General features: G+C 63.7%; 22 protein-coding genes and 1 pseudogene. 13 read left to right on the top strand and 10 right to left on the bottom strand.

Annotated features, from left to right (window positions below; genetic code table 11):
* Positions 1–64 precede the first annotated feature (64 nt).
* Complete coding sequence (fsa, locus tag EB230_RS06395) at positions 65–721, top strand: fructose-6-phosphate aldolase (protein ID WP_056575113.1); 657 nt, start codon at positions 65–67, stop codon at positions 719–721.
* A gap of 82 nt (positions 722–803) precedes the next feature.
* Here the strand turns inward: fsa and EB230_RS06390 are convergent, their stop codons facing one another.
* The 3 genes from EB230_RS06390 to leuS form a co-directional block, all read right to left on the bottom strand.
* Positions 804–3377 carry a DNA translocase FtsK gene (locus EB230_RS06390; RefSeq protein WP_172371867.1) on the bottom strand — a complete coding sequence of 858 codons (2574 nt, stop codon included), beginning with the start codon at positions 3375–3377 and terminating at the stop codon, positions 804–806.
* 265 nt (positions 3378–3642) lie between these two features.
* On the bottom strand, positions 3643–4221 hold the full coding sequence (lptE, locus tag EB230_RS06385; RefSeq protein ID WP_172371865.1) for an LPS assembly lipoprotein LptE: 579 nt from the start codon (positions 4219–4221) through the stop codon (positions 3643–3645).
* Positions 4208–6832 (bottom strand): leucine--tRNA ligase, encoded by a 2625-nt coding sequence (leuS, locus tag EB230_RS06380; protein ID WP_065005499.1) that lies wholly within the window; start codon positions 6830–6832, stop codon positions 4208–4210. The genes lptE and leuS overlap by 14 nt, the downstream gene beginning before the upstream one ends.
* 156 nt (positions 6833–6988) lie before the next feature.
* Between leuS and EB230_RS06375 the strand changes: the two genes are divergently transcribed.
* The 4 genes from EB230_RS06375 (at position 6989) to EB230_RS06360 (ending at position 9584) form a co-directional block, all read left to right on the top strand.
* Positions 6989–7651, top strand: a complete 663-nt coding sequence (locus EB230_RS06375; RefSeq protein WP_056575101.1) for a YggS family pyridoxal phosphate-dependent enzyme — start codon at positions 6989–6991, stop codon at positions 7649–7651.
* Positions 7652–7730: 79 nt separating this feature from the next.
* Positions 7731–7985, top strand: coding sequence for a type II toxin-antitoxin system Phd/YefM family antitoxin (locus EB230_RS06370; RefSeq protein ID WP_056575098.1), 255 nt, complete (start codon positions 7731–7733; stop codon positions 7983–7985).
* Positions 7985–8386, top strand: a complete 402-nt coding sequence (locus EB230_RS06365) for a type II toxin-antitoxin system VapC family toxin (protein WP_065005498.1) — start codon at positions 7985–7987, stop codon at positions 8384–8386. The genes EB230_RS06370 and EB230_RS06365 overlap by 1 nt, the downstream gene beginning before the upstream one ends.
* 148 nt (positions 8387–8534) lie before the next feature.
* Complete coding sequence (locus tag EB230_RS06360) at positions 8535–9584, top strand: aldo/keto reductase (RefSeq protein ID WP_172371863.1); 1050 nt, start codon at positions 8535–8537, stop codon at positions 9582–9584.
* Between the two features lie 47 nt (positions 9585–9631).
* On the opposite strand, the gene EB230_RS06355 is transcribed toward EB230_RS06360, so the two are convergent.
* The gene (locus EB230_RS06355; protein ID WP_172371861.1) at positions 9632–10540 is read right to left on the bottom strand and encodes a LysR family transcriptional regulator; all 909 of its coding nucleotides are present in this window, start codon (positions 10538–10540) and stop codon (positions 9632–9634) included.
* 139 nt (positions 10541–10679) lie between these two features.
* On the opposite strand from EB230_RS06355, the gene EB230_RS06350 reads away from it, so the two are divergent.
* Both EB230_RS06350 and EB230_RS06345 read left to right on the top strand, forming a co-directional pair.
* Positions 10680–11861, top strand: a complete 1182-nt coding sequence (locus tag EB230_RS06350) for an MFS transporter (protein ID WP_172371859.1) — start codon at positions 10680–10682, stop codon at positions 11859–11861.
* 55 nt (positions 11862–11916) lie between these two features.
* Positions 11917–12951 carry an aldo/keto reductase gene (locus EB230_RS06345; RefSeq protein ID WP_056575085.1) on the top strand — a complete coding sequence of 345 codons (1035 nt, stop codon included), beginning with the start codon at positions 11917–11919 and terminating at the stop codon, positions 12949–12951.
* 48 nt (positions 12952–12999) lie between these two features.
* Here EB230_RS06345 and EB230_RS06340 read toward each other — a convergent pair whose 3' ends face one another.
* Positions 13000–13392 carry a DoxX family protein gene (locus EB230_RS06340; RefSeq protein WP_056575082.1) on the bottom strand — a complete coding sequence of 131 codons (393 nt, stop codon included), beginning with the start codon at positions 13390–13392 and terminating at the stop codon, positions 13000–13002.
* A 126-nt stretch (positions 13393–13518) separates the two neighbouring features.
* The gene (locus tag EB230_RS06335) at positions 13519–13791 is read right to left on the bottom strand and encodes an usg protein (RefSeq protein ID WP_056575079.1); all 273 of its coding nucleotides are present in this window, start codon (positions 13789–13791) and stop codon (positions 13519–13521) included.
* 303 nt (positions 13792–14094) lie between these two features.
* Between EB230_RS06335 and acs the strand changes: the two genes are divergently transcribed.
* Both acs and EB230_RS06325 read left to right on the top strand, forming a co-directional pair.
* Complete coding sequence (gene acs, locus EB230_RS06330; RefSeq protein ID WP_172371857.1) at positions 14095–16050, top strand: acetate--CoA ligase; 1956 nt, start codon at positions 14095–14097, stop codon at positions 16048–16050.
* On the top strand, positions 16050–16799 hold the full coding sequence (locus tag EB230_RS06325) for an MOSC domain-containing protein (protein ID WP_172371855.1): 750 nt from the start codon (positions 16050–16052) through the stop codon (positions 16797–16799). The genes acs and EB230_RS06325 overlap by 1 nt, the downstream gene beginning before the upstream one ends.
* Here EB230_RS06325 and EB230_RS06320 read toward each other — a convergent pair.
* From EB230_RS06320 to EB230_RS06310, 3 genes and pseudogenes are all read right to left on the bottom strand, one after another.
* A pseudogene (locus EB230_RS06320) lies at positions 16800–18061 on the bottom strand (cyclopropane-fatty-acyl-phospholipid synthase family protein).
* A 374-nt stretch (positions 18062–18435) separates the two neighbouring features.
* Complete coding sequence (locus EB230_RS06315) at positions 18436–19914, bottom strand: TadE/TadG family type IV pilus assembly protein (RefSeq protein WP_172371853.1); 1479 nt, start codon at positions 19912–19914, stop codon at positions 18436–18438.
* A gap of 378 nt (positions 19915–20292) precedes the next feature.
* A complete protein-coding gene (locus tag EB230_RS06310) occupies positions 20293–21162 on the bottom strand; it encodes a transglutaminase family protein (protein WP_056575048.1) in 870 nt (289 codons plus the stop codon).
* Positions 21163–21329: 167 nt separating this feature from the next.
* On the opposite strand from EB230_RS06310, the gene EB230_RS06305 reads away from it, so the two are divergent.
* Positions 21330–21995, top strand: a complete 666-nt coding sequence (locus EB230_RS06305) for an HAD-IA family hydrolase (protein WP_056575045.1) — start codon at positions 21330–21332, stop codon at positions 21993–21995.
* 89 nt (positions 21996–22084) lie between these two features.
* Positions 22085–23027, top strand: a protein-coding gene (locus EB230_RS06300; RefSeq protein ID WP_156394344.1) for an IS630 family transposase whose coding sequence is annotated in 2 segments (ribosomal slippage) — positions 22085–22420 and positions 22422–23027 — 942 coding nt in all. Because the reading frame shifts where the segments join, the coding sequence is not laid out codon by codon here.
* Between the two features lie 171 nt (positions 23028–23198).
* Here the strand turns inward: EB230_RS06300 and EB230_RS06295 are convergent.
* Positions 23199–23420, bottom strand: coding sequence for a DUF1674 domain-containing protein (locus EB230_RS06295; RefSeq protein WP_056575042.1), 222 nt, complete (start codon positions 23418–23420; stop codon positions 23199–23201).
* Positions 23421–23522: 102 nt separating this feature from the next.
* Between EB230_RS06295 and htpX the strand changes: the two genes are divergently transcribed.
* Entirely contained in the window at positions 23523–24545 is a 1023-nt protein-coding gene (gene htpX, locus EB230_RS06290; protein ID WP_056575039.1) for a zinc metalloprotease HtpX, read from the top strand.
* The gene (locus tag EB230_RS06285; RefSeq protein ID WP_172371851.1) at positions 24542–25927 is read left to right on the top strand and encodes an RsmB/NOP family class I SAM-dependent RNA methyltransferase; all 1386 of its coding nucleotides are present in this window, start codon (positions 24542–24544) and stop codon (positions 25925–25927) included. The genes htpX and EB230_RS06285 overlap by 4 nt, the downstream gene beginning before the upstream one ends.
* Positions 25928–25937: the final 10 nt, after the last annotated feature.

The raw sequence follows: 25937 nt of genomic DNA, 5'->3' as shown, positions 1-25937 counted from the left end.
TCTAGATCAAAGAGCAACGCTGAACGTGCCTTCCCAAGCACGACGAAATCGTCAGGAGACCGCCATGAAATTTTTTGTCGATACCGCCGATATCAAGGATATCCGTGAGCTCAACGATCTGGGGCTGCTTGACGGAGTCACCACCAACCCGTCGCTGATCCTGAAATCCGGCGGCAAGATCGCCGACGTCACCAAGCAGATCTGCGATATCGTCGAAGGTCCGGTTTCAGCCGAAGTGGTGGCGACCGAATACAAGAACATGATGGCGGAGGCCGAGGTGTTGGCCAAGATCGCGCCCAATGTCTGCATCAAGGTGCCGCTGACGCTGGACGGCCTGAAGGCCTGCAAGACGATCCGCACCCAGATGAACCGCATGGTCAACGTCACGCTGTGCTTCTCGGCCAACCAGGCGCTGCTCGCCGCCAAGGCCGGCGCCTCGTTCATCTCGCCCTTCGTCGGCCGCATTGACGACACCGGCTCGGACGGCATGGAGCTGATCCAGGAGATCCGCCAGATCTATGACAATTACGATTTCCAGACCGAGATCCTGACCGCATCGGTGCGCACGGTAAACCACGTCAAGCAGGCGGCCCTGATCGGTGCCGACGTTGTCACCGCGCCGCCGGCGACGCTGAAGGCGCTGGTCAACCATCCGCTGACCGACAAGGGCCTCGCCACCTTCCTCGCCGACTGGGCCAAGACCGGCCAGAAGATCGGCTGAGGTCGCACTGCTTCCATGAAAAAGGGCCGGGCAACCGGCCTTTTTTATTTTCAGAGGAAGAACACCACCGAAAGGCTGCCGATCAGTCCGTGCCGTCGTCGTCGGGCGCGGCCACCGGCGGGCGCCGCCCCATGGTGATCTCGCGCTTGCCCACATGGTTCGGCGCGCCGACCAATCCCTCTTTCTCCATGCGTTCGACCAGGGAGGCGGCGCGGTTGTAACCGATGCCGAGCCGGCGCTGGATGTAGGACGTCGAACACTTCTTGTCGCGCAACACCACCTTGACCGCTTCGTCATAGCTGGAATCGCTGTCCTCGGCGGCGACCGATCCCTTGTCGAAGACCGCGCCCTGGTCGTCTTCGGCCTCTTCCTCGTCCTCGTCGGCCGTCACGGTTTCCAGATATTCCGGGCGGCCCTGCGCCTTCAGGTGCGCCACGACATGCTCGACCTCCGCGTCGGACACAAAGGGGCCGTGCACGCGGGCGATGCGTCCGCCACCCATCATGTGCAGCATGTCGCCCTGGCCAAGCAGCTGTTCGGCGCCCTGCTCGCCCAGGATGGTTCGGCTGTCGATCTTCGACGTGACCTGGAAGGAGATACGGGTCGGGAAATTGGCCTTGATCGTGCCGGTGATGACATCGACCGAGGGGCGTTGCGTCGCCATGATCAGGTGGATGCCGGCCGCGCGCGCCATCTGCGCCAGGCGCTGGATGGCGCCTTCGATCTCCTTGCCGGCGACCATCATCAGGTCGGCCATCTCGTCGACGATGACGACGATGTAGGGCATCGGCGCAAGGTCGATTTCCTGCTGCTCGAAGAGCGGCGCGCCGGTGCCCTTTTCGAAGCCGGCCTGCACCGTCATGACGACCGCCTCGCCCTTGTCGCGGGCCTGGGCGGCGCGCTCATTGTAGCCGTCGATGTTGCGCACGCCGAGCCGCGCCATCTTGCGATAGCGATCCTCCATCTCGCGCACCGCCCATTTGAGCGCGGTGACCGCCTTCTTGGGATCGGTGACGACGGGCGTCAGAAGATGCGGGATGCCGTCATAGACGGAGAGCTCCAGCATCTTGGGATCGACCATGATCAGCCGGCACTCTTCCGGCTTCAGCCGGTAGAGCAGCGACAGGATCATGGTGTTGATGGCAACCGACTTGCCCGAGCCGGTGGTGCCGGCAACGAGCAGATGCGGCATCTTCGCCAGCTCGGCGATGACAGGCTCGCCGCCGATCGTCTTGCCGAGGCAAAGCGCCAGCTTGCAGCTGGTCTTTCGGAAACCCTGCGATTCGATCAGCTCGCGGAAATAGACCGTCTCGCGCGTCTCGTTCGGCAGCTCGATGCCGATGACGTTGCGGCCCGGCACGACGGCGACGCGCGCCGAAATCGCCGACATGGAGCGGGCAATGTCGTCGGCAAGACCGATGACGCGGGACGATTTGACGCCCGGCGCCGGCTCGAACTCATAGAGGGTCACGACCGGACCCGGGCGAACGTGGATGATCTCGCCCTTGACGCCGAAATCCTCGAGCACGCTTTCCAGGAGATCGGCATTCTGCTCGAGCCGCTCCTGCGACATGTAGAAGCCCTGCCCTTCCGGCGGCTGCTGAAGCAGCTCTTCGGAGGGAAGCTCGTATGCCTCGCCCGTCGTGGCCGGCACGATCTTGCCGACCCTGGGCAGCGTCGCGGAGGCCCGCAAGGCTGGAGCCAGCACGGTCTCCTCCGCGCCTTGCGCGGCCTGGACCTGAACTGCGTTGCTCGTCGCGGCGACGGGACCCGCGGCCGCTGTCCGGGCATCCTGCGGCGCGTTGCTCGCGGCTTCGTTCGAATTGGCCGGACGGACATCCGGCAAGGAGGATGGGGCTTGCAGGCTCGGAAGCCACTCGATGACCCGAAACAACGCCGTCGGGTCATCCGTGGGCGTTGCGCGGATATCCACCCGTGGTGGGACAACCGGCGCGGCCGGCCGCGGAACCGGGACCGCCCGTGGCGCCGGCAACGGGCTCTCGATCATGTAGGGCGCCATGAGTTCGAAGAAGACGTGATCCGACAGGTAGGGCCAGCGTGCATTTCCGCGGCCTTGTGTTCTGACCTGTGACGCAACCTCGCGGGCAGACGCTGCCGGCGTGTATGCGCGTGCCGTTACCGCCGTCCTGGAGCCCGCCGGGGCAACAGTGCGCGCCTTTTCACCGGCATGCCCTGGCTGGGCGGATACAGGGGCAGGGGCAGCCTGCCTTTCATGCGTCGCCACCCTGTTGATTGCGAGAGGCCGGGCGGCTTCCAGAGCGGGGTTTCTCATAGGCGATGGCGAGGACGAGCCGGCTTGGAGTGCCGCAGTCGGACGGGCGATTGCGTGCTGTGTCGGCGGCGTCAGGGGTTCACTTTCCTCGACGGCAACCTGCTCGTGCCGCGTATTGTTTGTGCTGGCGTCATAGTCCGGCGTGCGCGTGAACCGCACATTGGGCGCCAGGAAGAAATAATCCTGCCAGGCGGGGCTTTCGTTGCCACCAAGATGAACGGGCGGCTGGGAATTGCCGGCCTTGGCCGCTCCGGTCCGCTGGCTATCCGCCTTGTCGCTCCTGCCGCTGAAACGCTCTACTCCGGGGTCGTCGGGCGAGGTTGCCTTCAATGAATTGACCCGGGGAAAACGCTTGGATTCCATTCTCAAGACTCACTCTGAAACGTCTGCTGAGCAATAGGGAGCGAGTGGTTAACAGTTGCTTCCCTTGAGCGCCGCTAAAGCAACTGAAACGTATCTTTCACGACGATATGGAGTGATCGGGATTCGAGCCGTTGATCGTCATTCGGCGATCACTCGCTCATCCCTGCGTCGGGCTAAAAAGCGCGCTAAAAAAGGGCGCCCGGCTGCTACCGGGAGGCCTGACGCAAGGATCGAGATGGCGTCTTCGTAAAAACGAAGAGCGGCGTCAGCTGGCCGCCTTGCCGTGCCGGACCAGATCCTGGGCGATGGACAGTTGCAGGGCCTCGGCCAGTTCGCGCGCGGCGCGATTTTCGGCGTCGATCTGCGCCCGATACGAGGCGAATTCCTGACGCGGCCTGTCAAAGGAGGAGGTGATCGCGCGCTTGCCGACCGTGATGACGACACCGGTTTTCGCATCGGTCAGCGTATAGCTGGCGGTAAGTGTCACCGAACCGGCTGTCGGCTCGTCCTCATCGGTTCCGACCTGCACGAGGGCGGAGGATTCAACGGCTTCGGAGACGCTGAGATCAAGCGAATAAAGCGGCGATGCCGGTTCGCCGGCACCGCGCCCAAGGCCGAAGATCAGGTTGTTGCGCACCTGCTGGGCATAACGCGTCTTGACCGGCTTGATGGCGATCGATGCCAGTTCGGCATTGGCGCTCGAACCCGTCGTCAGCGGCGCGCTGGAATAGAGCGGCCGCACCGTGCAGGCCGAAACCAGCGCGAGCGACCCGACAAGGCCGGCAAGCGCCACACGGCGCAGCAAACGGCTCAGCTCTGTCTTTTCCCGATCAGGCAACGACATTGACGATCCTCTGCGGCACGATGATCACCTTGCGCGGAGCCTTACCTTCAAGTGCTTTCTGCACGAAGTCGAGAGCCAATACCGCTTTTTCGACCGCACCTTGGTCCGCGTCGCGGGCAATTGTCAAATCCCCCCGCTTCTTGCCGTTGACCTGCACCGGATAGGTGACTTCGTTGTCGATGACCAGCGCCGGATCGAAGACCGGCCACGGCCGTTCGGCGACCAGTTCGGTACCGCCGAGCGTCTCCCAGCACTCTTCGGCCAGATGCGGCATCACGGGCGCGATCAGATGCACCAGGATCTCCACGGCCTGGCGGCAGGCGCCTTGCAGCGCCGGATCGGCCTTGCCTTCGGCCACCTCGTTGAGCGGTGTGGTCAGCACATTGGCCAGTTCATAGATGCGGGCGATGGCGCGGTTGAAGGCGAGCTTCTCGATGTCCTCGCCGACTGCCTTGAGGATCTTGTGCGTGGCCTTCGAGACCGCTCCCGCCTCGCCGGCGCCGGCCGCGGCAGGCTTGACGCCCGCCAGCGTCTCGGCCGCTGTCGACACCAGGCGCCAGATGCGCTGCATGAAGCGATGCGCGCCGGCGGCGCCATCGTCGGTCCATTCGACGTCGCGCTCGGGCGGTGAGTCCGACAGCATGAACCAGCGCGCCGTGTCGGCGCCGTAGCCGTCGGTGATGTCTTCCGGGCTAACCGTGTTCTTCTTCGACTTCGACATCTTTTCCAGCGGGCCAATGGTGACCGCTTCGCCAGTGGCGATGTCGATGGCGCGGCGCTTGCCGTCGACTTCCTCCAGCCGCACCTCGGTCGGTGCCAGCCAGCGGCCATTCGATGCCGAACCGACCCGGTAGGTCTCGTGCACCACCATGCCTTGCGTGAACAGGCCCTTGAAGGGCTCGGCGAGATCGACATGGCCGGTCTCGCGCATGGCGCGGGTGAAGAAACGCGAATAGAGCAGGTGCAGGATCGCATGCTCGATGCCGCCAATATACTGGTCGACCGGCAGCCATTCGTTCGCCGCCTTGGGATCGGTCGGCTCGTGCGCCCAGGGCGCGGTGAAGCGGGCGAAATACCAGGACGAATCGACGAACGTATCCATCGTGTCGGTCTCGCGGCGCGCGTCCTTGCCGCATTGCGGGCATTTCACGTGCCGCCAGGTCGGATGCCGGTCGAGCGGATTGCCCGGCCGGTCGAAATCGACGTCGTCGGGCAGCTTGACCGGAAGGTCGGCCTTTGGAACCGGCACCACGCCGCAATCCTCGCAATGGATCATCGGGATCGGGCAGCCCCAGTAGCGCTGGCGCGAAATGCCCCAGTCGCGCAGGCGGAAATTCACCTTGCGCTCGGCCATCGGCCGGTTGCCGATCGTCTTCTGTTCCAGGAGCCTGGCCACTTCGTCAAAAGCCTGGGTCGGCTTCATCCCGTCGAGGAAGCGCGAATTGATCATCGCACCGTCGTCGCCATAGGCCACGTCGATGATCTGGAAGGTCGCCTGATTCTCGCCTTCCGGCATCACCACCGGCACCACCGTCAGGCCGTATTTGTTGGCGAAATCGAGGTCGCGCTGGTCATGCGCCGGGCAGCCGAAGATGGCGCCGGTGCCGTATTCCATCAAAACGAAATTGGCCACATAGACAGGCAGCGTCCAGCTGTCGTCGAAGGGATGGACGACGCGGATGCCGGTGTCGAACCCCTTCTTCTCCGCCGTTTCCAGCGCCGCCACCGAAGTGCCCATATGGCGGACCTCCTCGATGAACTTCGCCATCTCCGGATTGGTCTCGGCGGCTTTCTTGGCCAGCGGATGATCGGCGGCGATGGCCATGAAGGAGGCGCCGAAAATAGTGTCGGGCCGCGTCGTGTAGACTTCCAGCTCATGCTCGCCCGCAATGTCCGAGGCGAGCGGCCAGCGGATCAGCAGGCCTTCCGAACGGCCGATCCAGTTCTGCTGCATCAGCTTCACTTTTTCGGGCCATTCATCGAGGCCGTCGAGCGAATCCAGCAGGTCCTGCGCGAAATCGGTGATCTTGAAGAACCACTGCGTCAGCTCGCGCTGCTCGACCAGCGCGCCGGAGCGCCAGCCGCGCCCGTCGATGACCTGTTCGTTGGCGAGCACGGTCATGTCCTCCGGGTCCCAATTGACCTTGGAGGATTTGCGCGTCACCAGTCCTTTCTCGACGAAATCCAGGAACAGCATCTGCTGCCGGTGATAGTAGTCGACGTCGCAGGTGGCGAATTCGCGTGCCCAGTCCAGCGACAGGCCCATGACCTTGAGCTGCTCGCGCATGGTGGCGATGTTCTGGTAGGTCCATTCCTTGGGATGGACCTTGTTCTGCATGGCCGCGTTCTCGGCCGGCATGCCGAAGGCGTCCCAGCCCATCGGATGCAGCACGTTGAACCCCTTGGCCCGCTTGTAGCGCGCCACCACGTCACCCATCGTGTAGTTGCGGGTGTGGCCGATATGGATGCGCCCCGACGGATAGGGGAACATTTCCAGCACGTAGTATTTAGGCTTCGGGTCGTCATTGTGCGCTTCGAAAAGCTTCTTGGTGGCCCAGGCCTTCTGCCATTTGGGCTCTGACGCGCGCGGATTGTATCGTTCGGTTGCCATGGGACGTTTTTCACTTAAAAGCAGGCGCGAACCGCGGGCGACTGGCTCGGCGGTTCAGGGAATGTGGTCCGGGTGTTCACCATGGTTTGGCAAACCCGTCAACCATATGGGCATCGCGGCGGTTAAAAACGCGGGTCAAAACAGCGGGATTTGCATATGGGTGACACCGTTCAGCAGTTTTTCGCGGTCAAGGCGAGGATCGCCGCCGCCGAGCAGGAGGCCGCTCGCCAGGCCGGTGCCGTGACGCTGGTCGCGGTTTCCAAGACCTTTGACGCCGCCGACATCCAGCCGGTGATCGAGGCCGGCCAGCGGGTCTTCGGCGAGAATCGCGTCCAGGAAGCGCAAGGCAAATGGCCGGATTTGAAGCTGGCATTCCCCGACATCGAACTGCACCTGATCGGTCCGCTGCAATCGAACAAGGCGAAAGAGGCGGTCGCGCTGTTCGACGTCATCGAGACGGTCGACCGCGAGAAGATCGCCGCCGAACTCGCCAAGGAAATGGCCCGGCAAGGCCGCGCGCCGAAACTCTATGTCCAGGTCAACACCGGCTCCGAGCCGCAGAAGGCCGGCATCGAACCGCGCGATGCCGTGGCTTTCGTCACCCGCTGCCGCGATGTCCACGGCCTCGCCATCGAAGGCCTGATGTGCATCCCCCCGGCAGACGAAAATCCCGGCCCGCATTTCGCGCTGCTGGAGAAGCTTGGGCGCGAGGCCGGAGTCGAAAAGCTATCCATGGGCATGTCCGGCGACTACGAAACGGCCATCGCCTTCGGCGCTACCAGCGTCAGGGTCGGCTCGGCGATTTTTGGTAGCCGTTAGCCCCAGACGCCAACACGGCATTCCTTGCCGCATCATCGGGCGAATGTTATATCTAGCCAAGCTAGCTAGGGGGCATTCAATGAACTGGCACCTTCAGGACGCAAAGAACAATTTCTCCAAGGTGGTTCAGCGTGCGCGCAGCGAGGGACCGCAGACGGTGACGTTGCGCGGCGAGCGCGCCGCAGTGGTGCTTTCCGCCGAGGATTACGACCGCCTGGCCGGAAAGAAGAAGTCGTTGGCCGAATATCTTTTGACTGGTCCGGTTTGGGACGATGATTTCGCCGAAGAGGTCAGCCGCCGCTCGGAGACGATGATCCGGGACGTCGATCTCTGATGTATCTGCTCGACACGAACATCGTTTCGGATGTGCAGAGGCGACTACCCAAGCCAACCGAATGGCTGGCTTCGGTGGATCCGACCTCGGTCAGCCTCAGCGTCATCACGCTTGGAGAGATCGAACGTGGGATCATCAAGCTACGCAAGGTCGACTCCGAAAAGGCAACACGCCTCGATCTGTGGCTACGGGAGCTTCGGCGCGACAATGCCGATCGTATTCTCGCCGTCACGGAAGATGTCGCGTTAACTTGGGGCCGCATCACCGCCCGCCGTACACGAGGCAGCGCCGATACCCTCATCGCGGCTACCGCTCTTGTCCATGATCTCATTCTTGTGACGCGCAATGTTGCCGACTTCGACGATACAGGCGTGACGGTGTTCAATCCCTGGGACGCCTAAGCCAGTTCGTTTTCGCCTCGTGGGCATCTCACCTCCGCTCATGCCTACAGCGTTGGGCCAATCCAGAAGCGTCATTGCGCCAACACTGGAAACGAAACGTACCGTTCCTATTTGTTTTGCGTCATCACATTTTTTTGGAGCCTTCGCCATGCGTTACAACCAGCTTGGGAATACGGGGATGTTCGTCTCCGAACTCTGTCTCGGCACCATGACCTTCGGCGCTGCCGGCCAGAACGCCCAATGGGGCCTGATCGCGAGCCTCGACCAGAAGGGCGTCAATGAGATTGTCGGCCGCTCGATCGCCGCCGGCGTCAACTTCTTCGACACGGCCGATGTCTATTCCTTCGGTGAATCCGAGCGTCTGCTCGGCCAGTCCCTGCGGGACCTCGGCATTCCCAGATCGAGCGTGGTGATCGCCACCAAGGTCCATGGTACCATGGGCAACGGGCCGAACGACCGCGGCTCCTCGCGGGGTCACATCATGGATTCGGTCGATGCCAGCCTCGAACGGTTGCAACTCGACCATATCGATCTCTATCAGCTGCACGGTACCGACGCGGTGACCCCGATCGACGAAACGCTGCGGGCGCTCGACGATCTCGTTGCCAGCGGCAAGGTCCGCTATGTCGGGGTTTCCAACTGGCAGGCCTGGCGCATCGCCAAGGCGCTCGGCATCGCCGACCGCAAGGGTTTTGCTCGTTTCGAGACCATACAGTCCTATTATTCGATCGCCGGTCGCGATCTCGAACGTGAGATCGTGCCGCTCATCAACGAGGAGAAACTCGGCTTGATGGTGTGGTCGCCCATGGCCGGCGGCCTGCTGTCGGGCAAATACGGTCCCGGCGCGCCCGGCAATGGCGAGGGCCGCCGTGCGTCCTTCAACTTCCCGCCGGTCAACGAGGACCGTGCCTGGGCGGCTGTTGGCGTCATGCGCGAGATCGCCAAGAAGCACGACGTCAGCGTTGCCACCGTGGCGCTCGGCTATGTCCTGGCCAAGCCTTTCGTGATGAGCGTCATCATCGGCGCCAGCCGTATGGACCAGCTTGAACAGAACCTTGCCGCGGCTGAAGTGAAACTCGACGCGGACGATCTCGCCAAGCTCGACGAAGTCAGCGCGCTGCCGTCCGAATATCCAGCATGGATGCTGGAGCGGCAAGGCGCCGGCCGGCGCCCGGCGCCGTTCGTACCCAAGGCATAGGCAGCCGGCACAGACATTTCGGGAGCCGGCCGGCTCCCGAAAACCGTTCAGCCCAGCCGCACGCTCTCGCCCAGGAAATCGAGAAACGCCCTTACCCGTGCCGGCAGATGCCGGCCTTGGCCGACATAGACAGCATGCGTCGCCTCCTCGTCGCCCGGGTTGAAATCCTCCAGCAGCGGCACTAGCCGCCCGGCGGCGATGTCGCCCGCCACATGCCAGCGCGCCAGCCGGGAAATGCCTGCCCCGGCCAGCGTCATCAGCCGCATTGCCTCGCCGTCGCTGACCTGGGTGTTGCCGGTGATCGGGATCATGACGGCATTGCCCTGCGCGTCGAGGAACGGCCAGCCGTCAATGTGCCTGACGAAGCCGAAGCCCATCCGGTTGTGTGCGTCGAGATCGGCCGGCGTCAGCGGCGTGCCGTGCGGCTCGAGGTAGGAAGGGGCCGCAACGACGACCACCGGGCTCTGCCCGAGCTTGCGCGCCACCAGCCGTGACTCGCCAAGCGGCCCGGCCCGGATCGCCACATCGGCACGTTCGGCCATCAGGTCGATGACACTGTCGGTCAGCACCAGATCGACCGAGATTTCGGGATAGCGCTCGAGGAAGCGCGGCAGCAGCGGGATCAGCCGGTGCACCCCGAACGGCACGTAGGTGTTGACGCGCAGCCGCCCGCGCGGCGCGGCGCCCGCGGCCGCCTCGCGCTCTGCTGCTGCCATGTCGGCGAGGATGCGTAGTCCGCTTTCATAGAACGCCGCCCCTTCCGGGGTCAGCAGCAGCTTGCGCGTCGAGCGGCTGACCAGCCGCGCGCCGAGCCGGGATTCCAGCCTCGCGATTAGCTTGCTGACGGCCGACGGCGTCATGCGCAACGCGCGCGCCGCGGCGGAAAAGCTGCCTGCCTCGACGACGCGCACGAAGACTTCGATCTCGCCGGAACGGTTTATGTCGGGTCTGGCCATCTGTGAATCTATTTCACAGAAAATATGCCTTGATCAAGTCTGGTTCACAGCACCCGGCAACACGATCTTCCCGGTCGGGGCGCGGATTGGACAAGGGCGCTCATCGCCTTAACGGCCGTCTTTCAAAGTGGGAACCGCCATGCCTCTTGCTCTCTACGCCCTCGCCGCCGGTGCCTTCGGCATCGGCGTCACCGAATTCGTCATCATGGGCCTGCTGCTCGACGTCAGCAAGGATCTCGGCGTCTCGATCTCCGCCGCCGGGCAGCTCATTTCGGGCTACGCGCTCGGCGTCGTCATCGGCGCGCCGCTGCTCACCATCGCCACCGGCAATTGGCCGCGCAAGACCGTGCTTCTGGCGCTGATGGCGATCTTCACGCTGGGCAACCTCGCTTGTGCGCTGGCCCCCGACTACTGGACCCTGATGGGTGCGCGCGTCGTCACCGCCTTTGCCCACGGCACCTTCTTCGGCGTCGGCTCGGTGGTCGCCACCGGCCTGGTCGCGCCCAACAGGAAGGCCTCGGCGATCGCGCTGATGTTCACCGGGCTCACCATCGCCAACATCCTCGGCGTGCCTTTCGGCACCTGGCTTGGCCAGGCCTTCGGCTGGCGTGCGACCTTCTGGGCGGTCACCGTGGTCGGCCTGGCGGCCTTCGCCGTCATCCTGGCCCTGGTGCCACGCAGCCAGGCCGCGCTCGAGAGGAGCGACCTGCGCGCCGATCTCGCCGTGCTGCGCCGCACGCCGGTCCTGCTCGGGCTTGCCACCACCGTGCTCGGCTATGCCGGCGTCTTCGCCGTCTTCACCTACATCGCGCCGCTGTTGACGCAGATCAGCGGCTTCGAGGAAGCCGCCGTGTCGCCGATCCTGCTCGTCTTCGGCGGCGGCCTCATCGCCGGCAACCTCGCCGGCGGCAAGGTCGCCGACCGCTGGCTGGTGCCGGCGGTGCTGGGCAGTCTCGTCGTGCTGGCCCTTGTGCTGGCGACCATGAGCTTCGCCATCCACAGCCAGGTCATGGCCGTCATCTATGTCGGCCTGTTGGGCGCCGCGGCCTTCGCCACGGTGGCGCCGCTGCAGATGTGGGTGCTGGAAAAGGCGCAAGGCGCCGGCCAGAGCCTCGCCTCGTCCTTCAACATCGCCGCCTTCAATCTCGGCAACGCCGCCGGCGCCTGGCTTGGCGGCGCGGTCATCGCCCATGGCCTCGGACTGGGTTCGCTCACCTGGGTCGCCGCCCTGCTGCCGGTCGCCGCACTCGCCGTGGCCGGGCTGGCCCTGCGCCTCGATCGCACCAACGCGCTCGGCGAGCCTGTCTCCGTCCGGTCCTGACGCTCGTCGGCGAACCGGATTGCCTTTCCTCTTTCCAAACCACCAGGAGCAGAAAATGGATTATCGACGTCTCGGCGCATCGGGCCTGAAAGTGCCCGCACTCTCGTTCGGCGCGGGAACCTTCGGCGGCTCCGGCCCGCTGTTCGGTGCCTGGGGCAACAGCGACGCCAGGGAAGCGCGGCGGCTGATCGACATCTGCCTTGAAGCCGGCGTCAATCTGTTCGACACGGCCGACGTCTATTCGAGCGGCGCCTCGGAACAGGTGCTGGGCGAAGCGATCAAGGGCCGCCGCGACGCCGTGCTGATCTCGACCAAGACCTCGCTGCCGATGGGTGACGGGCCGGCCGACTACGGCTCGTCGCGTTCGCGGCTGATCAAGGCCACGGACGCCGCGCTGAAACGCCTCGGCACCGACTACATCGACCTGTTGCAACTGCATGCCTTTGATGCCGGCACGCCGATCGAGGAGGTGCTTTCGACGCTGGACGAACTCGTGCGCGCCGGCAAGCTGCGCTATGTCGGCGTCTCCAACTTCTCCGGCTGGCAAGTGATGAAGTCGCTGGCGGAGGCCGACAAGCACGGCTATCCCCGCTATGCCGCGCATCAGGTCTACTACTCGCTGGTCGGCCGCGACTATGAGTGGGAACTGATGCCGCTCGGCCTCGACCAGGGCGTCGGCGCACTGGTCTGGAGCCCCCTCGGCTGGGGCCGGCTGACCGGCAAGATCCGCCGTGGCCAGCCGCTGCCGGAAAAGAGCCGGCTGCATGACACGGCGGATTTCGGCCCGCCGGTCGAGGACGAGCATCTCTACCGGGTCATGGACGCGCTGGACGCGGTGGCGCAGGAGACCAGCAAGACGGTGCCGCAGATCGCCATCAACTGGCTGTTGCAGCGCCCGACCGTTTCCTCCGTCATCATCGGCGCCCGCAACGAGGAGCAGTTGCGCCAGAACCTCGGCGCGGTCGGCTGGGCGCTGACGCCGGATCAGGTGAAGAAACTCGACGCGGCGAGCGAAGTCACCGCGCCCTACCCGTATTTCCCCTATCGCCGCCAGGAAGGCTTCGCCCGGCTTAACCCACCGGCGGTGTGACATCTCCTGCCTGGGTCGCGTGGTACGCGACCCAGGACCCGGAACGCCCTATCCCCAGATCGGCCAGAGTGCCGCGTGGCCGCTGCCGATGAGGGCGATGACGACCAGGCAGACGATCCACAACGCCGGATATTCCCAGCCGCCGCCCGCATTGGTGAACCAGAAACCATTCTTGCCGTGGACGAGCACGATCGTGCCCAGCATCAGCGGAATGAGCAGGATGGCCGCCAGCCGCGTGGCGACGCCGAAGATCAGGCCAAGCCCGCCGGCCGTTTCGGCGGCAATGGCGATCAAGCCGAAATAGCCGGGCACGCCGAGCGACTGGAAATAGTCGGTTGTGCCTTTCGGCGTGAAGACGGCGTATTTCAAATAGGCATGGGCAAGAAACAGGCCGCCGACGCTGACCCGAAGCAGCAGCGCGGCATAGTCGAAAGCGGTCATGTCCGTTCTCCCGATCGCGGACGCCGCCTTGGGGCACCCTGCCTTGCCGCGCCGCCAGCGAACAATAGACGACCGCCGCGTTGCTGTCGCCGCATGAGAATGGAAACAGACCGTCTGCGGTCGCGCTCAGTGCAGCACGAACTCCCCGTCCACCTTGCGCCATTCATTCGGCGCGATCAGCTTCTGGTGCGTGTAGACGACCGAATGCAGCGGCCCGTCGAGCTTCGCCCTCCAGAATTCGATGAAGCGGATCAATACCGGAAACTGCGGCGCCAGGTCGTAGTCCTGCCAGATGAAGCTCTGCAGGAGATGGGGATGGTCGGGAAAGTGATAAAGAATCTTGGCCGTGGTCAAGCCATAGCCCTTGAGCATCAGGTCCATTTCGGAATGGTCGCGCATGGCGGTCCCCAGGTTGAGTCTCCTTTCCTCCCAACGTCAGATTGTGCGCGCCGTTGCTTAACTGTCTATTGATTTTTCCTGATCGAAACAGGCTTTTCGATGCGAAAACATACAGTTAGCAGCGAACCGGTTCGAGTGCTGACAGCGTGTACGGGGCTCCCTGCGGCATCCCGCCGCGCGAATCCAACGTCTAATATTGCCGTTACGGCGGAACTGGTAATAATGCCGCCGAATTCGCGGCTGCGTCGCCGCGATCCCGCCGGCGTTTCAAGCCGGCGGATTGGTTCGGGAGGAAGATCAGGAATGTCCGAGGTTCATGTCCATCGCGTCCAGCCGGCGTGGAAGAAGAATGCGCTGATCGACAATGACACCTACCTGAAATGGTATGCCGACAGCATCAAGAACCCGGACAAATTCTGGGGCAAGCACGGCAAACGCATCGACTGGTTCAAGCCCTTCAGCAAGGTCAAGAACACCTCCTTCGACGGCAAGGTCTCGATCAAGTGGTTCGAGGACGGGCTGACCAACGTCTCGTACAATTGCATCGACCGCCACCTGAAGAAGCGCGGCGACCAGACCGCCATCATCTGGGAAGGCGACAATCCCTACGACGACAAGAAGATCACCTACAACGAGCTGTACGAACATGTCTGCCGGCTCGCCAATGTGATGAAGAAGCACGGCGTCAAGAAAGGCGACCGCGTCACCATCTACATGCCGATGATCCCGGAAGCCGCCTATGCGATGCTGGCCTGCACACGCATCGGCGCCATCCATTCGATCGTCTTCGGCGGCTTCTCGCCGGACGCGCTGGCCGGGCGCATCGTCGACTGCGAATCGACCTTCGTCATCACCGCCGACGAGGGCTTGCGCGGCGGCAAGCCGATCCCGCTGAAGGAGAACACCGACAAGGCGATCGACATTGCCGCCAGACACCATGTGACGGTGAAGAACGTTGTCGTCGTGCGCCGCACCGGCGGCAAGATCGGCTGGGCGCCTGGCCGTGATGTCTGGTACCATGACGAAGTCGCGTCGGTGAAGGCCGAGTGCAAGCCCGAGAAGATGAAGGCGGAGGATCCGCTGTTCATCCTCTACACGTCCGGCTCGACCGGAAAGCCGAAGGGCGTGCTGCACACCACGGCCGGCTATCTCGTCTACGTATCGATGACGCACCAATATGTCTTCGACTACCATGATGGCGACATCTACTGGTGCACCGCCGATGTCGGCTGGGTCACCGGCCACAGCTACATCGTCTATGGCCCGCTCGCCAACGGCGCCACCACGCTGATGTTCGAAGACGTGCCCAACTACCCGTCGCAGTCGCGCTTCTGGGAAGTCATCGACAAGCACAAGGTCAACATCTTCTACACCGCGCCGACGGCGCTGCGCGCGCTGATGGGGGCCGGCAACGACCCGGTGAAGAAGACCTCGCGCAAGTCGCTGCGCGTTCTCGGTTCGGTCGGCGAGCCGATCAATCCGGAAGCCTGGGAGTGGTATTTCAACGTCGTCGGCAATGCCAAGGTGCCGATCGTCGACACCTGGTGGCAGACCGAGACCGGCGGCATTCTGATCACCCCGCTGCCTGGCGCCACCGACCTCAAGCCAGGCTCGGCGACAAGGCCTTTCTTCGGCGTCAAGCCGCAGCTGGTCGACGGCGAAGGCAAGGTGCTGGAAGGAGCCGCGGACGGCAATCTCTGCATCACCGATTCGTGGCCGGGCCAGATGCGCACCGTCTATGGTGATCACGACCGCTTCGTGCAGACCTATTTCTCGACCTACAAGGGCAAGTACTTCACCGGCGACGGCTGCCGCCGCGACGCCGACGGCTACTACTGGATCACCGGCCGCGTTGACGACGTCATCAATGTCTCCGGCCACCGCATGGGCACGGCCGAAGTCGAATCCGCGCTGGTCAGCCATGAGAAGGTTTCCGAGGCCGCGGTCGTCGGCTACCCGCACGACATCAAGGGCCAGGGCATCTACAGCTACGTTACCTTGATGAAAGGGCAAGAGCCGACCGAGGACCTGCGCAAGGAGCTTATCGCCCATGTCCGCAAGGAGATCGGCGCCATCGCTTCGCCGGACAAGATCCAGTTCGCGCCGGGCCTGCCCAAGACGCGATCCGGCAAGATCATGCGCCGCATCCTGCGCAAGATCGCCGAGGACGATTTTGCCGCGCTTGGCGACACCTCGACGCTGGCCGACCCGGCGGTCGTCGACGACCTCGTTGCCAACCGGCAGAACAAGAAGGGCTGATGCGGGAAGACGCCGCATTGGGCTCCGTCAGCCAGCTCTGGCGCTATCCGGCAAGTTCGCTCGCCGGCGAGCGCAGGGACGCCATCATGGTCGGACCGGCGGGCATGGCGGGCGACCGCATGTTCGGCCTCGTCGATACCTCGGACAACGAGATTGCCCGGCCCGACCGCGAGGCGAAATGGCACAAGGTGCCGCGCATCCGAACCCGGCTGGCCAATGATCGCGACCTGGAGGTCGCCGTCCCTGACGGCGACTGGCTGGTCGCGCCCGGCACCGAATGCGACGGCGCCGTATCGGCCTATCTCGGCTTTGCCGCCTCGATCCGACCATTCAGCCGGGAGAATGCACCACCGGCCTATGCCGGTCCGGTCACGCAGGCGCGTTACACCAAGGCGCCGATCCACCTCTTGACCACGGCTTCGCTTGCGCGGCTGAAGGCGCTGCATCCGGATGGGGCGGCCGACGCGCGCCGCTTCCGCCCCAACATCGTCGTCGACATGGCGGCGATGGAAGGCTCGTTTCCCGAAACGGAATGGATCGGCCGCAAGCTCGCGATCGGCGACCTGCTCCTGACGATTTCCGAACCATGCCGCCGCTGCGGCTTCACCATCATCGCCCAGGACGGCTTCGACAACGATCCGGCGATCCTTCGCAACCTGGTTCGCCACAACGCCCACAATCTCGGCGTCTACTGCACGGTGGATCGGCCGGCCGGCATCAAGGTCGGCGACGCGATGCGCTTCCTGTAGCTACCGATACAGATCCGCTCGCGTCGGCGGCAGGCCGCTCGGCCCCCGCGCGCGCTTGGTGGCGACGGTCTGGAAAATCTGCGCCGAGCCGCGATCGAAAGTGATCGAACAGCCGGTCAGGTAAAGCAGCCATAGCCGCGCCTGGGCTCCCCGACCTCGGCGATCGCTTCGTCGAAACGGGCATGCAGGCGCTCGGCCCACAGCCTGCAGGTGCGGGCATAGTGCTCACGCAGATTCTCGACATCGGCGACGAGAAAGCCGTGCGCCTCGAGATTGCCTGTTGTCATGCCGATCGTGTCGACCTCGCCGCCGGGGAAGATGTATTTGATCAGCGCCTTGTATTCCGCGCCCTTGCGCAGCGTCTTCCGCGTTCCGCCCTTGCCGCGGCGTGTGATGGCGTGGTGCAGGTAGATGCCGCCCGGCTTCAACAGCCGATGGACGGTCGAGAAGTAAGTTGCGTGGTTGGCGAGACCGACGGCCTCGAACATGCCGATCGACGATATCTTGTCATAGCTGCCGTCGAGTTCGGTATAGGACTTGATGTCGATGGTGATCTTGTCCTCCAGCCCTTCTGCGCGGATGCGTTCGCGCGCCAGCCGGGTCTGTTCCTCGGACAGCGAGACACCATGGCCGATGGCGCCATAGTGCTTCGCGGCATGGATCAGCATCGCCCCCCAGCCGCATCCGATGTCGAGCAGACGGTCGCCCGGCTTCAGCCGGAGCTTGCGGCAGATATGGTCGAGCTTGTCCTTCTGTGCCTGATCGATCCCATTGGCGAAATCGGTGAAATAGGCGCAGGTGTAGACCATGCGCTCGTCGAGGAAGAGCCGGTAGAATGCGTTCGAAATATCGTAGTGGTGTTCGATCGCCTGCTTGTTGGAACCGCTGACGAAGGGATTGCGGCCGGTCAGGTCGGCCCGTTTCGTCATTTGCCGTCGCGAGAACAGGACCGCGGGCAGGTCGCGCAGGATCGCCAGCTTCGGCAATGCCTTCAACCTCAGCTTTCCCTTCGAAGGCAAGGCGTAGAGATCGAACAGCGAGCCGTCCTCGACGTCGATCGTCCGGGAAATCCACATCTCCAGCAGCGTCGAGAAATTGGGCCGGCGGGCCAACTGCCAGACAATGTCCTGATCGTTGATGGCAAGCACCGGTCCCTCGGCGGGACCGATCCGTTCTCCGGTCCACAGGCGGACGGCAAAGCCCGGCTTCAGGGCCTCGATTACCGTTCGAACGATGCGCGCGGCTCTTTCGGTGGCATCCATGCTCGTTCCCCCGCGGCCCGATCTCACAATCTTGTCCGTTCGGGACGTGGATCGCAAGCCGAAGCACGCGTATCTGCCCGGGCGGGATTTTCCGGCAGGCGCCTTTTTCAGCATGGCAACCTTGTCATTTGCTGCAACGCACCCCATCATGAGCATGTGTTCAACAAATCGAAAGGAGGTGATCCGATGTCGAGTGATTTCGTTTTCCAGAACGTGGCCTCAGCGGATTGCACTTTCGGGAAGCAGTCTTCCCGTTAAGGCGCGAGATGCGCGGCAGGTAACCCGAAGGGGTTGCCGCCACAGGCCGCGCCATGGACGGAAACACGGAAGGCCGCCGGCTTCGAAAGAAGCGGCGGCCTTTTCCTTTTTGTGGATTACTGGGTCAGTGCGACCTTCTCGGTGTTGCGGATGATTTCCTGGAAGGCGGCGTCCAATTCCACTCCGGTGGACACCTCGAAATAATGCCTGTCCGCGGCGGAAGCGTCTTTCGACGAACAGCCCTTCAGCACCGCCTTTGCCTGGTCCCGCTCGGTTGGCGACATGTCCTTGTCGTTCAGATCGAAGCCAATGGTGAAAATCTCGATGCCATCATTTTTCATGTTGCCGCACAGGGCCTCGGCGTTGCCACGTGCAAGGTTGCCCTGGCCGTTGTAGTTCCCCCCGGCTCCGGCGAAGGCGGTATTGAACTGGCCATCGGTCATCAGGATCGCGACCTTGGCAATTTTCTTTGCATTGGCATCCGAGGCGCCGTTGCCGAGACCGGCACTCTTGATCGCAGCCCGCCATTGCGGCGACAGCATGTAATAGGTCCACTGGATGGCGATCGCGCCGGCCGTATAACCACCGGCCCGGAAGGCCCCGATCGAATCAAGCAATGCGCCGGAATCAGCCGTCAGCGGGATCACTTCCGCGTCAGGGCATCTGTTCATGCTCCCGCCACCCAGATGATCATCCCGGTTGACCAGGGCGTAGTAGTTCTTGCCGGTCTTGTCGGTGCGAACCGTGTCCGGGCCGTCGGCACTCAAATCCGCATTGCCGTTCTTGTCCTTCCTCTCCGTCGCGCAATTGTCGGTCTTCGGCATTGCCGCGCCAACAATGGATTTGTAGTCGCCGAAGGACGGCAATGTCGTCTTGCCCGTCTTTGCGACGAGAAGCGAACTGCCGGCGACCGGCGGCAGATCAGAGCTCGCCTGCTTCTCGGCGTAGACGTTTTCCGCCAGCTTGCCGACGTTTACGCCGGATGCGTAAGGCACGATCGCGACGCGGATGCGGGGGTTCTTCGGATCCTGGTTCTGGAGCATCGTCTGGACGGCGTTCTTCGCGGCTGCTTTCAGATCGCCGATCTTGTCGACATTGCCTCGTTTCGCCATCGATCCCGTTATGTCGAGCATCATGGCGACCTCGACCTGCTTGTCCGAATAAAGTGCTGTGGTGGAGGCGGCGACGCGCCGCATGTCACTGATGCCGAACAACGGAAAATATAGGCTGACATCGACATGCACATCCGCCTGCACGGTTCTGGCCGTCGGGTTGACGGTGAGCCTGTCCAGCACGACCTGGTCGGCCGACAGGATGCCGGCCATGCTGTTGGCGTCGAGAAAGGCTTGCACTGCCTTGTCGGCATCGGCTTCCTTGATGGCGCCGGTCGTCAGGTCGCGCGCCGTTGACGTCACCGCGGCGTCGACCACGCCCTGCAGGCTCGATCTGGCATTGTAGAGCTGCGCGACGTTGACCGAGAAGCCGGCGGCCAGCGCCAGGACCGAGGCAGCAAAGCCGAACAGGACCGTGAAATTTCCACCCCTATGTCTGGCGAACCCGCCGACCGCGTGGACAAGACCCCCGTAATTTCGCATCCAACAACCTCCGCATGCCTCGGCCTCGTCGCCGCGATGAGGGCAATGCAGGATTCCAGCCGGACGGCTCCAATTATGCCCCGGAGCGGATTGGCAGATCTCAACCTGTTGTTTTTATTGGATTTCGATCCTTATAAAGGTGAACGATCGGTAAACAGGATCGCGCGACTTCGGTGGTGTTTACGGACCGCTTACCATGCCCGGATCAAAGCAATCACGCCGTGGTCGGCGCCGTCCTGTTGCGGCACAGCCCTTCTGTACCGAAGCGGATCACTGTCCCGATAATTGCGGATAGAAATGATGCGGCAGAGAACCGAGCTGCGTTGAGATTCAAGATCAGGCCGTTTGCAGGCCGGCATCGCCTGGATATCGATGCGCTTAAGCCAGCATCTGTGCGCTGACCGTCCTGTCGACGCCGTGATGGGGCGGATTGAACAGCTTGCCTTCCTGTTCGTAGGTCCACACCTTGAACAGGGTGAGCCGGTGTGGGCCGAAGCTGTGCAGCAAAGGCACATCGGTGGCGTCGCGGCCGCGTGCGATGACGACGCGGCCGGTCCTGGGCCGGTTGTGGCGTGGATCGAACGTGTACCACTTGCCGTCGAGGAACACCTCCATCCAGGCCGAGAAATCCATCGGCGCCGGATCGATCGGCACGCCGATGTCACCGAGATAGCCGTTCACATAACGCGCCGGAATGTTCATGCAGCGGCAAAGCGTGATCGCCAGATGGGCGAAGTCACGGCAGACCCCGACCCGTTCCTCATTCGCCTGCGCCGCCGTGCGGGTCGAACGCGCGTAGCCATAGCCGAACGACAACCGGTTGTGGACATAGTCGACGATCGCCTGCACCCGCGCCCAGCCGGGCGGAAGATGACCGAACAGTTGCCAGGCGAGGCTGCTGAGGTGATCTGTCTCGCAGTAGCGGCTGCCGAGGAGATAACCCAGCACCTCGTCGGGCAACTCGGCCACCGGCACTTCCCTGGCCAGCGTGTTGACTTCGTCCGTCTCGCCGCTGTCCTCGACGACCGCGTCATAGAGGATGCGAAACGTACCGGCAGGCGCGGTGAAGCGGCGGCAGCCATTGCCATGCAGGTCGTGATAGAGCCTGGTCGGCACCGCAGGCGAGGTCAGCACGCGCGTCTGTCGCTTGATGTCGGATTGCCTGTCCTTGTGTATCTCCAGCAGCGAAATCACGGGAGTGGCCTCGGCGCATTCAATAGCGATTTCGTAGCCGAGCCGGATCAGCATCGCACGTCCCCTTCGATCGTCATGGAAAGCAATGTCGTTGAAACGTCGCAATGTGGCGGTGGTTCCCTGCACCGCCCCAAAATACGCCTCGCGCCTTTCCATGTCGGTGGCTTGACGTTACGGTTGGGCCCTCCCTCGACACGCTCCCCCGGACTTCAAGGAAAATCATGTTTTCTGGCAGAAAATTCGCCGCCTTCCTCTTCGACATGGACGGCACCCTCATCAATTCCATCGCCTCGGCGGAGCGGGTGTGGAGCGATTGGGCACGCCGCCATGGTCTTGACGTCGCCGCCTTCCTGCCGACGATCCACGGCGTGCGGGCGATCGAGACCATCACGAACCTCGCCCTTCCAGGCGTCGATCCGGCGCATGAGGCCGACCTGTTGCTGAAGGCCGAGGCCGACGATCTGGATGGCATTGTCCAGATCCCCGGCGCCGTGGCGTTTCTCAATGCGTTGCCGAGCGCAAGCTGGGCGATCGTAACCTCGGCGCCACGTTCCTTGGCGCTGGCGCGCATGAAGGCCGCCGGCATTCCGGTTCCCGCCGTCCTCGTCGCCGCGGAAGACGTTTCCCGCGGCAAGCCGGCGCCCGATTGCTTCCGGCTGGGAGCGGAACGGCTCGGCGTCGATGCGCGCGACTGCCTTGTGTTCGAGGATGCTCCGGCCGGCATCTCGGCAGCCGAGGCCGCGCAAGCCGCGGTCATGGTGATCAGCGCCACCCACGCGCATCCGTCGCCGACGCACCATGCAGCCATCGCCGGCTACGACGATATCGGCATCACGATCGACGAGCGCGGCTGGCTGGCGCTTGAGCGGCAGCGCAACGCCGCCTAGAGCGTGTTGCTGTTGATTTGAATCGGTTGGGATTCACGCCGAGGTGATTTTGTGATTCAAGATGCTGGCTGGGCGGAGGCCAGCATCGGATGCCAAGACCCTATTCAAACGATCTTCGTGAGCGCGTTGCGGCAGCGGTTGCGGCTGGCCGGACATGCCGGGAAACGGCTGCATTGTTCGGGGTGAGCGTGGCGAGTGTTGTGAAGTGGTCGCAACGCCAACGATTGAGCGGAAGCGCATCGGCGTTGCGCATGGGGCGTCAATCCGGCCGGGATTTGGAGCCACATCGCGTGTGGCTGCTGGAGCGGGTAGCCTCACAGTCGCATGTGAGCGTGCGAGCGCTGTCGGCGGAGCTTGCCGAGCGCGGCATCGTGGCAGCCCCGGTGTCGGTGTGGCGGGTGCTGAAGGAGGCCGGGTTCAGCTTCAAAAAAAACGCTGTTCGCCAGCGAGCAGGACAGGCCGGCGATTGCGCGGCGCCGGGCACAATGGAGGAAGTATCAAGGCAGGCTTGATCCACGGCGCCTGGTGTTCATCGACGAAACCTGGGCAAAAACCAACATGGCGCCGCTACGAGGCTGGGGGCCTCGTGGGCACCGATTGGTCGCCAAGGCTCCGCATGGCAAATGGCGCACGCTGACCTTCCTGGCCGCGCTGCGCTGCGAGCGCATCGACGCGCCCTGCGTCATTGATGGTCCCATCAACGGTGCAAGCTTTGCGGCCTGGGTTGAGCAGTTCCTCGTGCCGACGCTCTCGCCCGGTGACATCGTCGTCATGGACAATCTTGGAAGTCACAAGGGGCAAGCCATTCGTCGTGCCATTCGCGCGGCCGGAGCCAAGCTTTTCTACCTGCCACCCTACAGTCCAGACCTAAACCCGATCGAGCAGGTCTTCGCCAAGCTCAAGCACCTCATGCGAAAGGCTTCAGAACGGACCGTCGAGGCCACATGGCGACGTATCGGAACACTCCTCGAAAGCTTTCAACCCGCTGAATGCGCCAACTATCTCGTCAACGCTGGATATGCTTCAATGTAAGTGAAACACGCTCTAAGCAGCACTGGCCGGGGTGTGTTGGGATTCAGGTCAGGCCGAGCCGAAAATGGAGGCTTCCGAGAACCGGAGCGGAGCGTACTTTTGGGTACGTGAGCACCGGAAGCGCAGGAAGCCGCCGTTTGCAGGTCGGCCTCACCTGAATATCAACGCACCCTAGAAGTCGCTGGTCAGGCCCTTGACCTCCCAGTCGCCATAGCGGCCAGGTTCCTTGCCGCCACGGCCGCCGATCTCCTTCGGCAGGGCGGCTTCTTTCTCGCGATATTCGGTGCGCCGGGCCTCGGCCTCGGCCAGTGCCCGCCGTGCGGCCGGCGTCAGCTCCTTCGGCAAGGCGTCGCCATCGGTTTCGGCGGGCGTTTTACTGGTTTCGTCGGTCATGCGATATTCCCCGCGGATTGAAACAGCGGCAGGTCTTTCCCATCATATAGCCATGAACCCAGGACGATCGACCTCTTTTTGCCATCACGACAGGAGCAGACGATGAACACTATCCGCACCGCCATGCTTCTTGCCGCGATGACGGCTCTGTTCATGGGCGTCGGCTTCCTGATCGGCGGTTCGGGCGGCATGATGATCGCGCTGCTGATCGCCGCCGGCACCAATCTGTTCAGCTACTGGAACGCCGACAAGATGGTGCTGTCGATGAACCGTGCCGTCGAGGTCGACGAGAAGAACGCACCGGAATATTACGCCATCGTCCAGGCGCTGGCCAAGCAGGCCGGGCTGCCGATGCCCAGGACCTATCTGATCGACAATCCGCAGCCGAACGCCTTCGCCACCGGCCGCAACCCGCAGAACGCGGCGGTCGCCGCCTCGACCGGCCTGTTGCAGCGGCTGACCCATGAGGAGGTCGCGGCGGTCATGGCGCACGAGCTCGCCCATGTCCAGCACCGCGACACGCTGACCATGACCATCGTCGCCACCTTTGCCGGCGCGATCTCGATGCTGGGCAATTTCGCGTTTTTCCTCGGCGGCAATCGCGACAACAACAACCCGTTCGGCTTTGTCGGTGTGCTGGCGGCGATGATCGTGGCGCCCTTCGCCGCCATGATCGTGCAGATGGCGGTCAGCCGCACACGCGAATACGAGGCCGACCGGCGCGGCGCCGAAATCTGTGGACACCCGCTCTGGCTGGCATCCGCGCTTGACAAGATCGCCCGCGGCGCCGAACGCATTCCCAACCCCGATGCGGAGCGCAATCCGGCGATGGCGCATCTCTTCATCATCAATCCCCTGCATGGCGAGCGCATGGACAATCTGTTCTCCACCCACCCGAGCACCGAGAACCGCATCGCCGCGTTGCAGGAGATGGCGCGCGGGATGGGCGACGGTGCGGTACGCACCACCCAGCGTCAGGCGCCGGTTCCATCGCCAGCCGACGAACAGCAGTCGGCCGGCCCCTGGGGCAGGCCGGCCGCTGCCGAACCGCCGGCTGAACCGGCCAGGCCGAAACCCAATCCATGGGGTCGCAACCCGACCGGGCCCAAAGGCCGGTGGTCGTGAGCGTGGCAGGCAGAACACCTCGGCGCACAGGCTCAGGCGATCAGGACCACAACGGCGGCGAATTCGTCGCCGGTCTAGCCGCCCGCAAGGCGGCGGCACGGCTGCTTGCCGCCGTCATCGACGCAAGGACGCCGCTCGACGGCTTGACCGACCACGAAAACGGCCATCCGCAATACAGGGCGCTCGACCTGCGTGACCGTGGCCTGGTGCGCGCCATCCTGGTCACCGCGCTGCGCTACCGCATGACCATCACCGGGTTGCTGGCAAGGCGCCTGGAAAAGCCGCTGCCGCCCAATGCCACCGCTTTGTCGCACATACTGCATGTGGCGGCGGCGCAGATCCTGTTCCTCGACATTCCCGACAGCGCCGCCGTCGACCTCGCGGTCACCCACGCCAAGTCCGATCCGCGCACGCAGCGTTTTTCCGGCCTGGTCAATGGCGTGCTGCGCACGCTGGCTAGAGCCAAGGAAACCGAACTGCCGGCCGCCCTTGCCGCCACGGACGAAGCGCCGAAATGGTTTTCCGACCGCCTGCAGGCCGCTTATGGCGCGGACAAGACCCGACAGATCCTGGCGGCGCATCGCCATGAGGCGCCCGTCGATTTCTCGGTCAAGGCCGATCCCGAACTGTGGGCCGAAAGGCTTGGTGGGATCGTGCTGCCGACCGGCACGGTGCGCGTGGAAAACCTTGTCGGCGCGGTCACCGACCTGCCGGGTTTCGCCGAAGGCGCCTGGTGGGTACAGGACGCGGCGGCCAGTCTGCCGGCAAAACTGTTCGGCGATGCCAGGGGATTGCGTGTGGCCGATCTCTGCGCGGCGCCCGGCGGCAAGACCGCCCAGTTGATCCTGGCCGGCGCCAGGGTCACCGCCATCGACACCTCGAAGAACCGGCTGGCGCGGCTGGCGCAGAATCTCGATCGCCTCGGCCTCTCGGCCGACATCGTCCAGGCCGACCTGCTCGAATACGAACCGGCGGAGCTGTTCGACGCCGTGCTCCTTGACGCGCCCTGTTCGTCGACCGGCACGGTGCGCCGCCACCCCGACGTGCCGTGGACCAAGACCATGGCCGATGTCGAAAAGCTCGCCGACCTGCAACGCAGGCTGCTCACCCGTGCCGTCACCCTGGTCAAGCCCGGTGGCAGGATCGTCTTTTCCAACTGTTCGCTCGACCCGCTCGAAGGCGAGGATCTTTATCGCGCTTTCCTCAAGCGATCGCCGGATGTCGTCGACGATCCGCTGCATCAGGGCGAGATCGCCAGCATCGATTCGTTCCTGACGAAACAAGGCACGCTGCGCACCACGCCAGCCGACCTCGATCTCGGCGCGCCGGAGCGCTCCGGCCTGGATGGCTTCTTCGCAGCCCGCATGCGGCGCGCTGGCTGAATATGTAAGC

It is taken from the genome of Mesorhizobium sp. NZP2234, from assembly GCF_013170765.1.
Taxonomy (GTDB): Bacteria; Pseudomonadota; Alphaproteobacteria; order Rhizobiales; family Rhizobiaceae; genus Mesorhizobium; species Mesorhizobium loti_D.
This window is presented reverse-complemented; position numbering and strand designations above follow the sequence as displayed.